This window comes from Panacagrimonas perspica, from assembly GCF_004364935.1.
Lineage (GTDB): Bacteria > Pseudomonadota > Gammaproteobacteria > Nevskiales > Nevskiaceae > Panacagrimonas > Panacagrimonas perspica.
The window spans coordinates 325,289-341,693 of sequence record NZ_SOBT01000009.1 but is presented as its reverse complement, the minus strand read 5'-3'; the positions used below and the strand labels follow the sequence as shown (position 1 = coordinate 341,693).

The 16,405-nt window shown below is 65.3% G+C and carries 14 protein-coding genes; 7 read left to right on the top strand and 7 right to left on the bottom strand.

Annotated elements, in window-relative coordinates:
- The first annotated feature begins 4 nt into the window (after positions 1-4).
- From DFR24_RS13050 to DFR24_RS13040, 3 genes are all read left to right on the top strand, one after another.
- Positions 5-1,072 (top strand): zinc-binding metallopeptidase family protein, encoded by a 1,068-nt coding sequence (locus DFR24_RS13050; RefSeq protein WP_133881844.1) that lies wholly within the window; start codon positions 5-7, stop codon positions 1,070-1,072.
- Positions 1,073-1,153: 81 nt separating this feature from the next.
- Entirely contained in the window at positions 1,154-1,891 is a 738-nt protein-coding gene (gene otsB / locus DFR24_RS13045; protein WP_162851199.1) for a trehalose-phosphatase, read from the top strand.
- Positions 1,884-3,392: an alpha,alpha-trehalose-phosphate synthase (UDP-forming) gene (locus tag DFR24_RS13040; RefSeq protein WP_133881842.1), complete on the top strand. Its 1,509-nt coding sequence runs from the start codon at positions 1,884-1,886 to the stop codon at positions 3,390-3,392. Before otsB ends, DFR24_RS13040 begins: the two co-directional genes overlap by 8 nt.
- Positions 3,393-3,432: 40 nt before the next feature.
- On the opposite strand, the gene DFR24_RS13035 is transcribed toward DFR24_RS13040, so the two are convergent.
- Complete coding sequence (locus tag DFR24_RS13035; RefSeq protein WP_407075121.1) at positions 3,433-4,593, bottom strand: DNA topoisomerase IB; 1,161 nt, start codon at positions 4,591-4,593, stop codon at positions 3,433-3,435.
- 317 nt (positions 4,594-4,910) lie between these two features.
- Positions 4,911-5,204 carry a DUF4326 domain-containing protein gene (locus DFR24_RS13030; RefSeq protein WP_210772364.1) on the bottom strand — a complete coding sequence of 98 codons (294 nt, stop codon included), beginning with the start codon at positions 5,202-5,204 and terminating at the stop codon, positions 4,911-4,913.
- Between the two features lie 309 nt (positions 5,205-5,513).
- On the opposite strand from DFR24_RS13030, the gene wrbA reads away from it, so the two are divergent.
- A complete protein-coding gene (wrbA, locus tag DFR24_RS13025) occupies positions 5,514-6,131 on the top strand; it encodes an NAD(P)H:quinone oxidoreductase (RefSeq protein ID WP_133881839.1) in 618 nt (205 codons plus the stop codon).
- A 206-nt stretch (positions 6,132-6,337) separates the two neighbouring features.
- Here the strand turns inward: wrbA and DFR24_RS13020 are convergent, their stop codons facing one another.
- Positions 6,338-7,444 carry a BON domain-containing protein gene (locus DFR24_RS13020; protein ID WP_210772363.1) on the bottom strand — a complete coding sequence of 369 codons (1,107 nt, stop codon included), beginning with the start codon at positions 7,442-7,444 and terminating at the stop codon, positions 6,338-6,340.
- 268 nt (positions 7,445-7,712) lie between these two features.
- On the opposite strand from DFR24_RS13020, the gene DFR24_RS13015 reads away from it, so the two are divergent.
- Together DFR24_RS13015 and DFR24_RS13010 are read left to right on the top strand one after the other, a co-directional pair.
- Positions 7,713-8,534: a mechanosensitive ion channel family protein gene (locus tag DFR24_RS13015; RefSeq protein ID WP_162851198.1), complete on the top strand. Its 822-nt coding sequence runs from the start codon at positions 7,713-7,715 to the stop codon at positions 8,532-8,534.
- A gap of 71 nt (positions 8,535-8,605) precedes the next feature.
- Positions 8,606-9,985, top strand: a complete 1,380-nt coding sequence (locus tag DFR24_RS13010; RefSeq protein ID WP_168710406.1) for a PQQ-dependent sugar dehydrogenase — start codon at positions 8,606-8,608, stop codon at positions 9,983-9,985.
- 631 nt (positions 9,986-10,616) lie between these two features.
- On the opposite strand, the gene ku is transcribed toward DFR24_RS13010, so the two are convergent.
- Together ku and DFR24_RS13000 are read right to left on the bottom strand one after the other, a co-directional pair.
- Positions 10,617-11,528 (bottom strand): non-homologous end joining protein Ku, encoded by a 912-nt coding sequence (ku, locus tag DFR24_RS13005; protein WP_133881837.1) that lies wholly within the window; start codon positions 11,526-11,528, stop codon positions 10,617-10,619.
- A gap of 137 nt (positions 11,529-11,665) precedes the next feature.
- On the bottom strand, positions 11,666-12,121 hold the full coding sequence (locus DFR24_RS13000; RefSeq protein ID WP_133881836.1) for a PA2169 family four-helix-bundle protein: 456 nt from the start codon (positions 12,119-12,121) through the stop codon (positions 11,666-11,668).
- 533 nt (positions 12,122-12,654) lie between these two features.
- On the opposite strand from DFR24_RS13000, the gene rpoN reads away from it, so the two are divergent.
- Complete coding sequence (gene rpoN, locus DFR24_RS12995; RefSeq protein ID WP_162851197.1) at positions 12,655-14,151, top strand: RNA polymerase factor sigma-54; 1,497 nt, start codon at positions 12,655-12,657, stop codon at positions 14,149-14,151.
- A 74-nt stretch (positions 14,152-14,225) separates the two neighbouring features.
- Here the strand turns inward: rpoN and clsB are convergent, their stop codons facing one another.
- Together clsB and DFR24_RS12985 are read right to left on the bottom strand one after the other, a co-directional pair.
- Entirely contained in the window at positions 14,226-15,527 is a 1,302-nt protein-coding gene (clsB, locus tag DFR24_RS12990) for a cardiolipin synthase ClsB (protein ID WP_133881834.1), read from the bottom strand.
- Positions 15,528-15,532: 5 nt separating this feature from the next.
- The gene (locus DFR24_RS12985) at positions 15,533-16,336 is read right to left on the bottom strand and encodes an endonuclease/exonuclease/phosphatase family protein (protein ID WP_407075120.1); all 804 of its coding nucleotides are present in this window, start codon (positions 16,334-16,336) and stop codon (positions 15,533-15,535) included.
- Positions 16,337-16,405 lie beyond the last annotated feature (69 nt).

Below are 16,405 nucleotides of genomic sequence, written 5' to 3'. Positions count from 1 at the left end.
ACCCATGAAACGATTTCACTGCACCCGCTGCGGTCTGGTTCTCGCGCTCGAGAACGACTTGTGCACGAGTTGCGGATTGCGCCTGACATTCATTCCCGATGTGCAGAAAATGGTGTCCTGGGATCAGGCCGCGGGAGATCCGCTCGAATTCGACGGCAAAGCCTATCGACCCTGCGTCAATGCGCTTCCACATGCGGTCTGCAACTGGGCCGTGGCGCAGGACGACCCCAGCGAGTTCTGCCTGTCGTGCCGTCTGACGGTCGTGATTCCGGACCTGGGTCTTCCGCAGAACGTCGAACGATGGCGGCGGCTCGAGATCGGAAAACGACGGCTGGTCATCGGACTGATGAGCCTCGGCGTCTTGACGCGCGAAGAACTGATGGCCGAAGAACCGTCGATGCGTTTCCAGTTTCTCGCGGATACGCCTGGCCATCGTGGACCGGGCACCGTGCTGACCGGACACGATCAGGGCCTGATCACGATCAACGTGGCGGAAGCCGACGACGCCGAGCGCGAGCGCCGCCGCGTCGAACTCAAGGAGCCATACCGGACCGTGGTCGGTCACCTGCGGCACGAGGTCGGTCACTACTACTGGGACCAGATGATCGGGCCGACGCGGCGTCTCGCCCAATTCAGGGACGTGTTCGGCGACGAGCGCGCGGACTATGCGAAGGCGCTGGAGGTGCATTACCGCGAGCCGCGAGCGGACTGGCGGGCACATTTCGTCAGCGTCTACGCGAGCGCGCATCCCTGGGAGGACTGGGCCGAGACATGGGCGCACTACCTGCACATGATCGATAGCCTCGAGACCGCGTACGAGAGCGGCCTCTGGATCAATCCGCGTCGCGGTTCCGATCCTCACTTCGCGCCCAAGCGCCCGTTCAGCGCCAATCACGTGGGGCCGTTTCCGCGAATGATCGCGCGCTGGATGTCGTTGACGTACATCCTGAACGACTTCAATCGAGGTCTCGGATTGCAAGATGCCTACCCGTTCGTACTTTCCGACGATGTCATCGGCAAGCTTGAATTCGTTCACGAAACCGTGGCCGGCTACCGGCGAAAGGGGCGCTAGGATTCCGGGCACCCAAATTGCGCCAGCCTGCTCATGCTGCAGACCGAGTTACCCACCGGGCACGAGCAAAGGGAGCTTCCCGTGCCGCCCCTGCTGACGCGTGACCAGGCCTTGTTCCTGGACGTGGATGGCTGCCTGATCGAACTTGCGCCGACACCCACCGAGGTCGTGGTCCCGCCGTGGCTCGCGGGTCTGCTGACTGACCTCGGCGAAGCACTCGATCAGGCGGTGGCCGTCATCAGCGGACGCAGCCTCGATGTCGTGGATTCGTTGCTGGCGCCCTGGCACGCGGCCGGCGCCGGCGTGCATGGCGCCGAGTTGCGTCTGCCGGGTTCCCATCGCATCGACGCCGCGCCGCGTGGCGCGGCCAGGATCGTCGAGCGCCTGCGTCGGCAATTCATCGATGTGCCGGGCGTGCTGATCGAGGACAAGGGTGCGGCGGTGGCGATCCACTTCGCCCGCTGTCCCGAACGCGAAGCCGAGTGCGAGGCCGCACTCGCGGACGCGATGCGTGCCGTGCCGGGCATGCGCATGCAAGCCGGCCGGTTGGTTCGCGAGGCCCTGCCCGCGACGGCAGACAAGGGCTCGGCCTTGCGCACGCTGATGGAACATCCGCCGTTCGCCGGCCGCGTGCCGGTCTTCGCGGGCGACGACCGCACCGATGAAGCGGCATTTGCCGAAGCGGAAAAGCAGCGCGGCTTCGGCGTGAAGGTGGGTGCAGGTTCGACGGCGGCCTTGTATCGGCTCGGCACGCCCAACCAGGTGCTGTTGTGGCTGCAGGCGAGCCTGGCGTCGATGCGAGGTGAAAACGATGAGTAAGACCGCTGCAAAGGGCAGATTGATCTGCGTGTCCAATCGCGTCGGGACCGTTCGCGGTGCGCCGCTGGCCGGTGGACTGGCCGTTGCGCTCAGCTCGGCGCTGATCGCCAATCGCGGACTGTGGTTCGGCTGGAGTGGCAAGACGGCATCCGAAGCGGGCGCCGTGGTGCTCGAGGAAATCAATGGCATCAACGTCGCCACGCTGGATCTGCCGACGGCCGACTTCGACCATTACTACGCCGGCTACGCCAATGGCTGCCTGTGGCCGCTATGTCATTTCCGTCTCGATCTCGTCCAGTTCGCACGCGAGCACTATGACGCCTACCGGCGCATCAACGCGCTGATTGCCCGACGTCTTGCCGATCTGCTGAAGCCGGACGACCGCATCTGGGTTCACGACTATCACCTGATCCCGCTGGCCGAAGAACTGCGCGCGCTGGGTTGCCGCAACCGCATCGGCTTCTTCCTGCACATCCCGACGCCGCCGCACGAATTGCTGGCCGCGTTGCCGCGCCATCGCGAACTGATGGGCAGCCTGCTGCATTACGACGTCGTCGGGCTGCAGACCGAAGCGGATCGCCATCGGCTGCACGACTACGCGGTACGCGAATTGGGTTGTTCGGTGACGGATGACGGGATGAACTGCGGGACGCGGCGCATTCGTACCGGCGCATTTCCGGTCGGCATCGATGTCGATGAGTTCGTGGGTTACGCCACGTCGCCACGCGCACTCCAGGAATCGCGGCGCATGAGCAAGCTGCTCGATGGACGCACGCAGGTCATTGGCGTCGATCGTCTCGACTACAGCAAAGGCCTGCTTCGCCGTGCCGCCGGGTTCGAGCGGCTGCTGGAGAAATATCCGCGCGCGCAGCGCAATGTCGAGTTTCTGCAGGTCACACCGATCAGCCGCGGAGAAGTCCGCGCGTATCAGGACTTCCGCACGGAGCTCGAGGCACTGGCCTCGCACATCAACGGCCGTTTCGGCACGTTCGACTGGACGCCGCTGCGATACCTCAACAAAGCGCTGCCGCAGCGAACGCTCGCGGCGCTGTACCGCGCGAGTCGCATCGGGCTGGTCACGCCGATTCGCGACGGCATGAACCTGGTCGCCAAGGAATACGTCGCCGCGCAGGATCCGGAAGATCCGGGCGTGCTGATCCTCTCGTCCTTCGCCGGTGCGGCGGAGCAGATGGGCGATGACGCGCTGCTGGTCAACCCCTACGATCCGGACGATGTCGCCGACGCGCTGGAGCGCGCGCGATGGATGTCGCTGGAAGAACGCATCGAGCGGCATCGCGACCTGATGGCGGGGATGCGACGCCAGAGTGCAGATCATTGGCAGCGCAGTTACCTCGAGGCGCTGGATGGCGACGCGCCGGCAGTGCCCGCCGGCCACATCACCGTCGCCGCGGCGCCGGCCGGCTTCACCGGAAAGGGCGTGCCGGGCACGAGCACTCCGAACAGGCCCGCAGGTCACAGGGCCCAAGCCGTTTCTCCGTAGCTCGCGCGGCGGGCCTTCGCGGCCCGCGGGATCGCAACGCTCAACGCCGTTTCGCACCTTGCAGGAATCGCAGGGCGCTTTTCTCGACCGCGCGTGATCCGGCGCGGAAGTGGCAGGTGAACGACTTCTGCAGCCGTCCTTCCCGCCAGCCTTCGAAGACCGCGGGATTGATGTACGACTTGCGACAGACGGCCGGCGTGTTGCGCAGTTCGTCCGCCACGGTACGAATCGCCTGGACGATGCAGGCATTCATCGCCCGCTCGGTGGGCGGCTCCGGCAGCGGTGTGCAGGCCATCAGCGAGATCGCACGCAACGTCGCACCCCAGGTGCGGAAATCCTTGGCGGTGAAATCGCGTCCGGTGACCTGCTTCAGATAATCGTTGACCATTCCCGAGTGAATGGGGCGCCGGTGTCCGTCTTCATCGAGGTACTGGAACAGGCGCTGACCGGGCAGGTCGTGGCAGCGACGAACGATGCGGGCGAGGCGCTGGTCGTCGATGGCCAGGTCGTGTTCGGTTCCTCCCTTGCCTCGAAAACTCAGTCGCAGACGCCCTCCGCTGAAATCAGCGTGACGGTCTCGCAAGGTGGTGAGCCCATAGCTGCGGTTGTCGCGCTCGTAGACGTTGTTGCCGATGCGCAGGCGTGTGGCATCCAGCAGCGCCACGATCAGCGCCAGGACCTTGTCGCGTGAAAGTCCGTGCAGCGCGAGATCCTTGCGCACGCGACGACGGATCGTCGGCAGCGCGGCGCCGAACTCGATCATGCGATCGAACTTGTGGGTGTCGCGCGTGACGCGCCAGTCCGGGTGATACCGGTACTGTTTGCGTCCTCGCGCATCGCGACCGGTGGCCTGCAGATGGCCACGCGGATCGGGGCAGATCCACACCTTCTCGTACGCAGGCGGGATCGCCAGACGCGCGATGCGGCGTAGCGTTCCCGGATCCCGCACCGGACGTCCACGCACCGACCGATACTGGAACGCACCGGGTGCGCCGTCGCGCCGGATGCCGGGGCCTTCGTCGTCGACGTGACGAAGCCCGGCGACTCGGGCCGCACGCAGGGCGCGGGTGCGCGAGGATTTCATCGGGTGACGCGCCGACCGTGCTCGCGACGCCAGCGGGGTGCTGCTCACGAACGGCGTCGCCAACCCGGTTCGCGCCCGTCGAGGGGCCGCAGATGGAAACATCGCGGGCATCGCCATCCGAGCAGTACCGGACGCGGGACGCGATGCCGCTGCTGACAATCCGTGCAGCAGGCGAGATAGCCGGTGGCCGCGGTTCCACGCGTGAGCCGTGTTTCGACAGGCGCGCCAGCCAGGGCATCGGCCGGAGGGTGCGGCGGCAGTGTGGAAGCAGCGTAAGAAGGACGGACGAGCATGGAGATCGATTGCAACAGGCGGACGATCGGCCAACGCATCGGGCGTGCCCGAGCGGGCTTCGGTCCGCAGCGTTCGGAAAGCGCTTGTCCAATGCGAAAACAAGAACGCCGCTTCGCACCGAGCCGAAGACGTTTGCGCGATCAGCGCTCGCGATTGGCGAAATGCAGCAACACGTCCGCATGGCAGGGCTTGTCGAGATCGCACCAGCAGGCGAGATCGCGACCGCGCAGTTCTTCCACACGATCCAGCAACGGCACGCCGGCCTTGTCCAGAAGCTGTGCTTTCACCAGCGCGTCCTGGTAATGCGCAACGGCGGTGGCCGGATCGAGGGCGCCGTGGGCCTTGCCGCCGACGCGCCACGGATTGCCCCATTCGGTCGGGCGTCCCACATAGAAGACGCCGGGCGGCTTGCGCCACCCCGCGGTTCTGCGCATCTGTACGCGTCGCGGCATCGTCGAAGAAAGATCGATCAGCTGGAGGTCCGATTGTGCGCCGTTCAGATGAATGAATGCCGCAACCGCTCTCCGACCGGATTCATGAATACGCCCACTCCGCACGCATCCGAAGTCATCGTCCGGTCGCCGGCGTCGGGCTGCCGCCATGCCGCGACGACAAGCACGCCGATCAACCGAAGCCGCTCGGCGGCGGCGCCGGGCGCGTCGCCTGCGGCGTGGCATTCTGGGTCGGCACGCCGCTCGGCGCGCGGGGTGGATCCATCACGAAACTTCCAAGGAGAACGACCGATGAGTGCGAAAATCCTGGTGCTCTACTACTCGAGTTATGGGCACGTGGAGAAGATGGCGGAAGCCATTGCCGAGGGCGCGCGCGGTGCGGGCGCGAACGTGGACATCCGGCGCGTGCCGGAGACCGCACCTGAAGACGTAGCGAAGAAATCGCACTTCAAGCTCGATCAGACGGCACCGATCGCAAAGGTGGACGATCTTGCGCGCTACGACGCGATCATCGTCGGCGCGCCGACGCGGTATGGGCGCATGTGCTCGCAGATGGCGGCGTTCCTCGATCAGACCGGTGGCCTGTGGGCGAGCGGCGCTCTGGTCGGCAAGGTGGGTTCGGTCTTCACCTCCACCGCCACACAGCACGGCGGCCAGGAGATGACGCTGTTCTCGATCATCACCAACCTGCTTCACTTCGGAATGGTCATCGTCGGGTTGCCGTATTCGTTCCAGGGCCAGATGAAGCTCGACGAAGTCACCGGCGGCGCGCCGTACGGTGCCACGACAATCGCCGGCGGAACGGGGGAGCGGCAGCCGAGCGCCAACGAACTCGACGGCGCACGCTTCCAGGGTCGCCACGTCGCCGAGGTCGCCGCCAAGATGCTGCGCGGGAGTGCGAAATCCTGAGGCGGGCGTTGCGACTCGTCTGCGACCGTAGCCCGAGATCGTCGAGCACTGACGCGTCATCCATTGAACCCTGAGTTCCCCGGGCTTCGCCCGGGCTACGGAGCGCTCACCCAAAAAAAGAGGCCCGAACCTCAAAGGTCCAGGCCCCTTCCCCGTCGGATGCGGCTCGTCCGCCGCGAAATATTCCGGGTGTCAGCAGACGCCGCTCAATGCGGCGTGCTGCCGGGCGTCGTGCCTTTCTTGGACGACGTGAGCACCCTGTTGCTGGCGCGCTCATCGGCATTGCCTTCGTCGCGAGTCCGATCCGCCGAAAATCCCGACGAGGTCTCGCGTACCACGCGAATCCGGTTGTCGACGTCGTTGACGCCGATGCAGTGCTCGCAGAGATCCTCGATCCGGTGCTTCATGCGGCGGTCGGAAACCGTGCCTTCCAGCGTGATCGTGCCGTTCTTCGATTCGACACTGACGTCGCTCACGTCGATGTCGTGCGCGCGATACAGCGTCTCGCAGACGTCATCGCGAATACGTTCATCCGATCGCGTATAGCCCTTCGGGGTGCGACCACCCTGGCGGGCGCCGGGCGCGGACGTGCGGCGTGGGCCTTGTTGCCAGTCCTGATCATTGGCCCAGTTGCTGCCGCTCCAGTGGTGCGTGCCGTCGCCATCCCAGGTGCTGTTGAAGCGGTAGCCGCCGGGGTCGTTGCCCGATGGAATGCCGTAGCTCCGGTTGTTGCCACTCCAGGCGTCGCGTCCGCCGGCAAACGATTCTCCGCTCCAGTCCGGCTGTCCGGATCGGCCGTAGCGAGGATCGCCGGATCGCTCCGGTTCGAAGCCGCGTCGATGGGCGAGCGTGCGCGGGGCGAAGTTGCTCGGTCCATTGGGACCGAACTGCGAACTGCCGCCGTAGCGGTTGTGCCAGTAGTAGCGATCCGGTCCTCGCGACCAGTCCGCGCCGGCCGATTCTGCTGATCCGGCGCGTCCGCCCTGAACGTCGTGGCGATGACGTCCCGGCTCGGGATAAGCCAAGCCCTCCTCATCCCACGCAACCGGATGCCCGCCGTGATGCTGCGGGTCGTAGCTTTCGCCGTGGCCGTAGTTCCCGGTGTAGCCGCCGAAGCGATCATCGCCTGCGCCCATCTGGCGGCCTTGTGCGGAATCCGGGTCCCAGCTGCTTGCGCGCCCACCATCGCGGCTGCCGAACTGCGAGCGGTAATGCGTCGGATCGCCCATCTGATGACGCTCTCGATCATTGGGACCATTGCTGCGAGGCCGCTGCGTACCGCGTTCGACTCGATTGGGTTTCTGGTTGTTCATCGTCTCTCCAGTGCTTGCCCGTTCATGAAGTGAAGTCTCGAACCCTGCAAGTAAGTCCGATGGATCAAGGGCCGCAACGCGCATGCCTCGCCGAGCATTCCGGATATCGGGCGATACACGCGCGAGCAACAGCCCTCTGCGTGGCGACGGTGCGCAGAATCCACGGATCCGGGTACGCGACCCGCGAATTTGCAGACTCTTAGCGGGCACGTTTCCTGCGCGCGCCGGCTCCCGCCTTCAAGGCGACGGGCTGACAAAGGAGTTGGAGATGCTGGAGGGTTTCAACGAGTGGATCTTGGCGATGTCGCAGTGGGACGTCTCGCTGTTCACGCTCGACCAGACGTCGGTGCGCGTCAGCACCATCCTCAAGACGATGCTGGCGCTGGTCGTTCTGGTGGCCGTCACGCGCTGGTTGCGCAATCGCGTCGTCAAGCTGTTGCAGCACAGTCCGCTCGATGTCGGTACGCGGATGACGATCGCCACGATGCTGCAGTACGTGCTGCTGATCTTCGGCATCTCGCTGATCATGCAGAACGTGGGCCTCAAGCTCAGTGCGCTCAGCGTGCTCGCCGGCGCCATCGGTGTCGGCCTGGGTTTCGGCCTGCAGAACATCGTCAGCAATTTCGTCAGCGGCCTGATCGTGATGTTCGAGCAGCCGGTGAAGATCGGAGACCGCATCGAGATCGGCGGCATCGAGGGCGACGTGGTGGCCATCAACGCCCGCAGCACCGTGTTGCGGACGGTACGCGGTGCGGCGGCGATCGTGCCCAACCAGAAATTCATCACCGAGACCGTGCGCAACTTCGCCAACGGCGACGGCGTCAGCGCTTTGCAGCTCACGTTCAAGCTGGCCAATTCGCAGGATCCCGAAGAAGGCTTGAAGGTCATCCGCGAATCGCTCAAGTCCATCCAGGACGCGCTGGCGCCGCGCGAACCGGAGGTCAACATCACCGGAATGGACGCCGGGGGCGTGACGATCGAGACCGTCGCCTGGGTCCGGGGCGATGTCTCTCGACGCGGCCAGCTACAGTCGAGATTGCTGGTGGAGATCCGCCGACGCACGCACGCAGGCGAACTCACGCTGGCATGAGGATGCCGACGGGCAGGACCTGCGTCGCAGTGCCGCAACGCGATCGAGACAACCAACGGAGCATTCGAGTCATGAAGCCCCTCTTTCACCTGGCGCTCGCGCCGCTGTTGTTGCTCGGGCTGCTGGCATGTTCCGCACCGGCCAGCCTGCCGGTCTCGGACGGCACGGGGCCGTCGCCGAAGCTGCCCGCGCCCGCCAAGGCGATGTTCCCGACGGTGAACATCGCGAAGGCGAGCGGCTGGCCGCAGGGCATGGCGCCGAAGGCCGCCACCGGCCTGCAGGTGAACGCCTTCGCCGAGGGCCTGGACCACCCGCGCTGGCTCTATGTGTTGCCCAATGGCGACGTGCTGGTCGCAGAGACCAACGCGCCGAAACGGCCGGACGAAGGCAAGGGCTTCAAGAACCGGATCCAGGGCTTCGTCATGAAGCGCGCAGGCGCGGGCGTGCCCAGCGCCAATCGCATCACGTTGCTGCGCGATACCGACCACGACGGCGTTGCCGACGAGCGCCTGCCGTTTCTCGAAGACCTCAATTCTCCGTTCGGCATGGCGCTGGTCGGTGACCGTTTCTACGTCGCCGACGCGGACGCGCTGCTGCGTTTCCGCTACACGCCGGACGGCGTGGCAGACAAGACCACGCGCGAACTCGTGGCCGAACTTCCCGGGGGTCCGCGCAACCATCACTGGACCAAGAGCCTCATCGCCTCGGCCGACGGCAGCAAGCTGTACGTCGGTGTCGGCTCCAACAGCAATGTCGCCGAGCACGGACTGGAGATCGAGACGGAACGCGCTGCGATTCTCGAGATCGATGCCGCCAGTGGTGCACGCCGGATCTACGCGGACGGGCTGCGGAATCCGGTGGGCATGGCGTGGGAGCCGACCAGCGGTGAGCTGTGGGTGGCAGTCAATGAGCGCGACGAGATCGGCAGCGACCTGGTGCCGGACTACATGACCGCGGTGAAGGAGGGCGGTTTCTACGGCTGGCCGTGGAGCTACTACGGCGCGCATGTGGACGATCGCGTGAAGCCGCCGCGTCCCGACATGGTCGAGAAGGCGCTGGTGCCGGACTACGCGCTCGGACCGCATACCGCGTCGCTGGGCCTGAGCAGTGCAAGGGGCAGCCAACTGCCGGAGCCGTACACGCAAGGCATGTTCGTGGGCCAGCACGGCTCGTGGAACCGGAACCCGCGCAGCGGCTACAAGGTGATCTTCGTGCCGTTCGCGGACGGCAAGCCGGTCGGTCCGCCGCAGGACGTGCTCGTCGACTTCCTCGACGAGGAGGCGGGCGAGGCGCGTGGCCGGCCGGTGGGCGTCACCATCGACGCACAGGGCGCCCTGCTGGTTGCGGACGATGTCGGCAACCGCATCTGGCGGGTCACCGCGAACGCAGCGGCATCGTCGGCCTCGCCGGTGCCCGCGGCCATCGCGCCGCCGGCGCCCACGGTCCACTGATCCCTTCTCACCGCTCGCGGCGCCGTTCACGAAAAAGCCCCGGCTCGTCGATGCGAGCCGGGGCTTTTTCTGCGTTGGTGCTGTCAACCTGATCGGAGGACCTACTCCCCGTGCAATACATTCGGATTGTTACTTCTCACCGAACAGGAGGTCAGCGAAATCGTCGGGGCAGAGCGTGAGTCGGTGTGTCGATCGCCTGAGCCTGCAGCCTTGTAGCGAACACTGTGCCAAGTGGTTGTTGCAAGCGTTGGTCAGCAGAAACTGCGAGAAGTTCAGAAGCTTCGTACGGCGCGGCACGCGACGGGGTCATCCGGTGCCGCACGCGGTGTTTCGATCCGCAGGATACGGTCATGGCGACAGTGCAAGAGGCGAGGACGCCGCGGTACTGCCTCGGTACCGGGCCGTTCCTTCTCCCGCGGGGAGAAGGCGCCCCGAAGGGGCGGATGAGGGAGTGTCCGGGAACTTCGAACAGACGCTCCCTCATCTCCAGCCCCTCTCCCTGTGGGAAAGGTTCGCGTCAACCCGAAGGCAGGTGGAGCGTAGGGTGCGCCCCGCGCACCTCACCGACCGCCGGCGGGGATCGCGTGCGCGGAGCGCACACTACAGAAGCGCGGGGGCGCAAAGGCTACCTTCAACGTGCCCGCGCCTTCGCCTTGCGCGCAGGAGCCGGGTGTCGTCGTGCCACCGCGGTCTTCTTTGCTTTCGCCCCCGCCTTCTTCGTCGCAGCCGGCGTGCGCTTGTTGTCCGCGATGCTCTTCTTCAGCAGCGCCATGAAGTCGACGACCTTGCCGGACTCCTGATGTTCGTCGTGAGCATCGGTCACGGGCTCCACGCGCTTCTTGCCCTTGCCCTTGGCCTTCACGCGCGCCTGGATGACCTTGGAAAGACGGTCACGGAATTCATCGCGGTAGTCCGACGGCTTGAACGGTGCGGACATCGACGACACGAGCTGGCGCGCCATCTCGCGCTCGCGCGGCGCGATCTTGTAGCTGCGGTCGCTCTTGCCCGGAAAGCTGTACTCGTCGCGATCGACCAGTTCCTGCGGGAAGCGCAGCAGGTGCAGCACCAGCGCCTCCTCGTCCGGCAGGACCAGTGCCAGATGCTCGCGCGTACGGATCACGACGCGCGCAAGCCCGGCCTTTTTCAGATCCCGCAACGTCTCGCGCAACAGGACATAGCCCTTCTCCGACTTTCGGGTCGGCACCAGGTAGTAGGGACGGTCGAAATACATCGGGCCGAGCTCTTCGGGATCGACGAAGGCCTCGATGTCCACCGACTCCTTGCTCTCAGGTGCGGCGTTGCGGATGTCCTCTTCTTCGAGTACCACGTAATTTCCCTTGCTGTATTCAAAAGCCTTCACGACGTCCTTCCACGGCACTTCCTCGCCGGTGTCGGCATTCACGCGCTCGTAGCGCACGCGCTTCTGGTTGCGGCTGTCGAGCATGTGGAAACGCAGATCGATGCGCCGTTCCGCCGGCATGAGCTGAACCGGGATATTCAGGAGGCCGAACGAGATCGCGCCGGTCCAGATGGGTCTTGCCATGGGGTTGCTCCTGCGGGCGAGGGCGTGAAGACGAGATGACGGCAGAAAAAAAGCGGGGCCGGACGACAACGTATCCGGCCCCGCCTCGATGTCGCGTGTTCCGCGGATCGGCGATGCGCGCCGTCCGCGTCGTCGCGTCAGTGCTTCGACGCGCGGTACTGGTTGCGAAGATCGCGCACGCGGTCGTGATTGCGCAGCACGCCCTGGTACTGCAGATCGATCGTCTGGCGAATGTCGGCGGGCAGATCGGCCTTCAGCGCCTTGGCGTAAGCGCTCTTGGCGACGTCTTCGCCCCGCTCGACTTCCTCGAGCACCGCGACATTGTTGTCGCCCACCGCGGCGCGGACCTTGGTCCAGCCGCGATGGACGGCGCCAGCAATGGTGCCGCTGTCTTCGGGCGTTCCGCCCAGTGAGCGGATCAGACCCTGCAATTCGCTGGTCGCACTGGCACAGCTTCGCGACCGATCCTGCAACAGGCTCTTGAGACCCGGGTCATCCGCCTTCTCTGCGGCGGCCATGAACCCCATCTCGCCGTCGCGCGAGATTTCGATCAGGTTGTTGAGCGTGGAAACAGCTTCCTGGTTGTTCTTCATCGAGATGACTCCTTTGCTTGAGTGATTTTCCGTAGTTCTGCAGCAACGGAGTCCTCAAGGAATGTGCCCGGTGCGGCGGGATACACGCGCAACGCGCACGGCCGGCCGGACAAAAAAAAGAGAGGCAGCCGGGGAGCTGCCTCTCTGAACATGGAACGAACATGCAATCGAAACATGTTCACTCCAGCAGCGGCCGCACAGGGAGGAGAGGCCGCTGCAGGACCGTCTGGGGGGCGGTCCGGACGTCACGCGAGCATGTCGTCCGCTGTTCTGGTTCCACGCATCGTGCCAATGGCAGTCGTCTCCGAGTGTCGTTGTTATTGCAGGAGTTTCCGTTTCCCCCGGGTGACGGTGGCGTGCATCTTCCGCGCAGGATGCAAGCCGCACGTGCAGGCGCCATGCAGCTTGCGAGCGTGATGCCGGCCGCTTCTCCGGATCACGGGATACGCCGCTCCGACGTGATCCGGCGATGGCATGGGCATTGCCATGAACGGTTCAGAACACTCATCCAAAAACTGGAATCAGGAGACCGTATGTCTGTATCACTGGGACTCGGCACGAGACAGAACCTCACGATCTCGCCGCGCATGCAGCAGGCGATCCGCTTGCTCCAACTTTCCGCCGTCGACTTCGAATTGGAACTGCGCAATTCGGTGATGACCAATCCCTTCCTCGAGGAATCCGAGGAAGTCGAAGCCGCAACCTCGACCGCCACACCCGATATCGACGCCGTCACCGAAGCGGCTCCTACCGCCGACGCGATGATGGAACCGGCCGCGCTGGTCACCGATGGTACGGAGAACACGGCGCTCGCCGAAGCCGATCCGATGGTGGAGCGCGCCGAAGGCTTGCAGTCGGATGCGCCGCCGGATGATTTTGCGTTCGAGCGCACGCCAGGCGCAGCGTCGAGCGACGAGGACGGACCTCAGCTCGGCTGGGTCGGTGAAACCAGGGGACTGCGCGACTTCCTGCGCAGCCAGCTCTACGCCTCGCGTTGCAGCGAGCGTGAAGTGCTCGCCGCCGAGGTCGTCATCGAGACGCTCGACGACGACGGCTACCTGCGCGAGGACGTGCAGTCCTCGCTCGACCAGGTGGAGATCTCGCCGCCGATGACGACCGAGGAGATGCAGGCCGCCATCGCGCTGGTGCGTACGTTCGAGCCCGTCGGCGTCGGCGCCACCTCGCTGACCGAGTGCCTGTTGATGCAGTTGCGCGCGAAGGACCCGGAGACGCCGGGGCTGGAGCTGGCCCGCACGATTCTCACCGAGCACATCGACGTGCTGTCGCGTCGTGATTTCCAGAGCCTGCGCAAGCGGCTCGACTGTGAAGAAGAGGCGATGCGCGAAGCCTTGGCGCTGATCCGCAGGCTGGATCCGGATCCGGCGAGCCGCTACCAGGCCAAGGCGCCGGACTACGTGATTCCCGACGTGATCGTCTACGAATCCAAGGGCAAGCTCACGGCCGCGCTGAACCCGTCGATCCGCTCCGGTGCTCGCTTGAACCGCAGCTACGTCGACATGTTCCGTGGCTGCCGCCGCAGCGCGCATCCGCAGATGAGCCAGCAGTTGCAGGAAGCGCGCTGGCTGGTGCGCAACGTGGAACAGCGCTTCGATACGATCCTGCGCGTTGCGCAATTCATCGTGGAACGCCAGCGCGCATTCTTCGAGCAGGGTGACATCGCGCTCAAGCCGCTGGTGCTGCGTGACGTCGCCGTCGAGCTGGGTCTGCACGAGTCGACGGTGTCGCGCGCCACCGGCAACAAGTACATGAGCACGCCGCGCGGGTGCTTCGAGTTCAAGCACTTCTTCTCGCGCGAACTGCCGCGCAAGGACGGCCCTGCCTGCAGCGCGGCGTCGGTGCGCAACATCATCCACGGGATGATCGGGGCGGAACGCCGCAGTCAGCCGTTGTCGGACGTGGATATCGCGGCGCTGCTGCAGCAGCAGGGCATTCGCATCGCGCGACGCACGGTCACCAAGTACCGGCGCATGTTGAAGGTGCCGCCGGCGGAATTCCGCAAGGTGATGTAAGTGATGCAGCCCGGGGTGCCTCTCTGATCCGGAGCGCAACCCCGGGCTTCGCCCGGGCTACGTCTTCGCAGTGGCTAGGCGCGCGTCGCGGTTGCGTCGACGGACTCGGCGGGCGGCTCTGGCGGAGGCGCCAATTCGACAGCCTTCGTCGCCGGCAGGATGGGTTGCTCCCGATGCGGCAGCCAGCGATCCCAATACGGAAACTGGCGCATCAGGTGGAATACGACAAATCCCGCCCAGCGACGCCACGCAGCCTCTTCGTGGAAATCCTTGCGTTCGATGCTCAGGCAGTGGTGCTCGATCAGCGTCTCGATCTCGTCCCTGAGCAGCGAGGCGAAACCCGCGTGATGCGTGATCACGTTGGCCTCGAGATTCAAGGACAGGCTGCTCGGGTCGAGATTGCTCGAACCCACGGTCGCCCATTCGTCGTCGATGACCGCGACCTTACCGTGCAACGGGCGTTCGCAATATTCGTACACGGCGACACCGGCCCGTGCGAGGTAGCGATAGAGCGAGCGGGCGGCATACGTCGGCAGCGCCTTGTCGGCTGATCCCCCCTGCAGCACCAGGCGCACACGCACGCCGCGGCGAGCGGCGCGGCGCATGTCGCGAACCAGCCGATAGCCGGGAAAGAAGTAGGCGTTCGCGATCAGGATGTCTTTCTTCGCCTGCCGGATCGCGGACCGGTAGTGCAGCTCGATATCATCCTTGTGACGGTCGTTGTCACGCCAGACGGCGAGCGCGGGCACTCCTTTTTCCATCGCGCGGTCCGAGGAGACCGGCGAGACCCGGCTGCGCCACCAGGGCTTGTTGCGTGGGAACGGGCGATTGTTCAGGAGACCTTCGACGAGCAGGCGGAAGTGCTCGACGATGGGGCCCTTGAGTTCCACCGCGTAGTCCTGCTTGGACTCCGCTCCGTGCTTGCGAAGGTGATCGATCGAGTAGTTGATGCCGCCGACGAAAGCGCGCTGGCGATCGACGACGACGATCTTGCGGTGCAGGCGCCTGAACATGTTCGTGCGCACACCCATCAGGCGGGGTTGCGGATCGAAATAGCGGAAGTCGACGCCGGCGTCGATCAGCTCGGTGATGAACTCGCGTGGCAGGTCGGGCGAGCCGTAGTGATCGATCGTCGCCACGACCCGGACGCCGCGTCGGGCGGCGTCCTCCAGAACCTTCTTGAGTTCGCGACCGACCTCGTCGTCGAACACCAGGAAGCTCTCCAGCAGGATTTCCGTGGACGCTTCGTTCATGGCCGCAAAGACGGCGGGGTAGTACTCCTCGCCGTTGACCAGCAGCCGGACGTCGTTGCCGTAGGTCCAGGTGCCCGGTCCGTCGTCGGCAGCGCCTGGTTTCCTGTGGGTTGCCGTCGTCACGGTGTTCAAATCGCCACCTCGACGAGCAGTCCCGCATGGTCGGACAGGTGCGACCAGGGACGCAGCGACAGCACCGACATATCGCGGACCGAGACGTTGCGCACGTACACGCGGTCCAGGCGCAGCAACGGCCACCGCGCCGGGAAGGTCCGCGCGGACTGCCCGCGATGCTCGAGAAACACTTCCCGCAGCTGCGCGCGCTTCCACAGGCGTGCATTGGCACGGATGCGCCAGTCATTGAAGTCGCCGGCGACGATCAGCGCCGCATCGGGTGGAATCTCGCGTTCGATCAGTTCGCACATCATGTCCATCTGGCGCAGGCGGTGGGACCCACGCAGGCCCAGATGCACACAGATGGCGTGCAGCGGGTGCGAGCGCCCCGGAATGTCGATCGCGCAATGCAGCAGTCCACGCCGCTCGGGACCGCCGACGGAGACGTCGTGGTTCTGCTGGCTGAGGATCGGAAACTTGGACAGCAGCGCATTGCCGTGATGGCCTTCCGGATAGCTCGCATTGCGGCCGTAGGCATGCGCCTGCCAGATCGAATCGGCGAGAAATTCGTACTGCGATTTTTCCGGCCACAACGGAAAGCGCACCGGATGCGCACTGTGTTCGCCGATGACTTCCTGCAGGAACACCAGGTCTGCCGAGACGCCGCGGACAGCGTCGCGCAGTTCGTGCAGCACGAGACGGCGATTGAAGGACGTGAAGCCCTTGTGCGTGTTGAGCGTGAGGATCTTCAGCACGCTCGGCCCGGCATCGGCCGGGGCCTCGGGGAGCGGAAGGTTCTGCGCGGGCGCGACGGTCACGATAGAGAGATATCCGGTTGGCGAAGCTGGACACAAGCAAGCAACGTTCCGCGTGGGCGGGTACGCCGA

Excerpts from the sequence above, each read along its gene's own strand:
- DFR24_RS13050 (WP_133881844.1), top strand. The coding sequence starts at position 5 with ATGAAACGATTTCACTGCACCCGCTGCGGTCTGGTTCTCGCGCTCGAG.
- DFR24_RS13040 (WP_133881842.1), top strand. The coding sequence starts at position 1,884 with ATGAGTAAGACCGCTGCAAAGGGCAGATTGATCTGCGTGTCCAATCGC.
- DFR24_RS13035 (WP_407075121.1), bottom strand. The coding sequence starts at position 4,593 with ATGGCGATGCCCGCGATGTTTCCATCTGCGGCCCCTCGACGGGCGCGA.
- DFR24_RS13030 (WP_210772364.1), bottom strand. The coding sequence starts at position 5,204 with ATGCGCAGAACCGCGGGGTGGCGCAAGCCGCCCGGCGTCTTCTATGTG.
- wrbA (WP_133881839.1), top strand. The coding sequence starts at position 5,514 with ATGAGTGCGAAAATCCTGGTGCTCTACTACTCGAGTTATGGGCACGTG.
- DFR24_RS13020 (WP_210772363.1), bottom strand. The coding sequence starts at position 7,444 with ATGAACAACCAGAAACCCAATCGAGTCGAACGCGGTACGCAGCGGCCT.
- DFR24_RS13015 (WP_162851198.1), top strand. The coding sequence starts at position 7,713 with ATGCTGGAGGGTTTCAACGAGTGGATCTTGGCGATGTCGCAGTGGGAC.
- DFR24_RS13010 (WP_168710406.1), top strand. The coding sequence starts at position 8,606 with ATGAAGCCCCTCTTTCACCTGGCGCTCGCGCCGCTGTTGTTGCTCGGG.
- ku (WP_133881837.1), bottom strand. The coding sequence starts at position 11,528 with ATGGCAAGACCCATCTGGACCGGCGCGATCTCGTTCGGCCTCCTGAAT.
- DFR24_RS13000 (WP_133881836.1), bottom strand. The coding sequence starts at position 12,121 with ATGAAGAACAACCAGGAAGCTGTTTCCACGCTCAACAACCTGATCGAA.
- rpoN (WP_162851197.1), top strand. The coding sequence starts at position 12,655 with ATGTCTGTATCACTGGGACTCGGCACGAGACAGAACCTCACGATCTCG.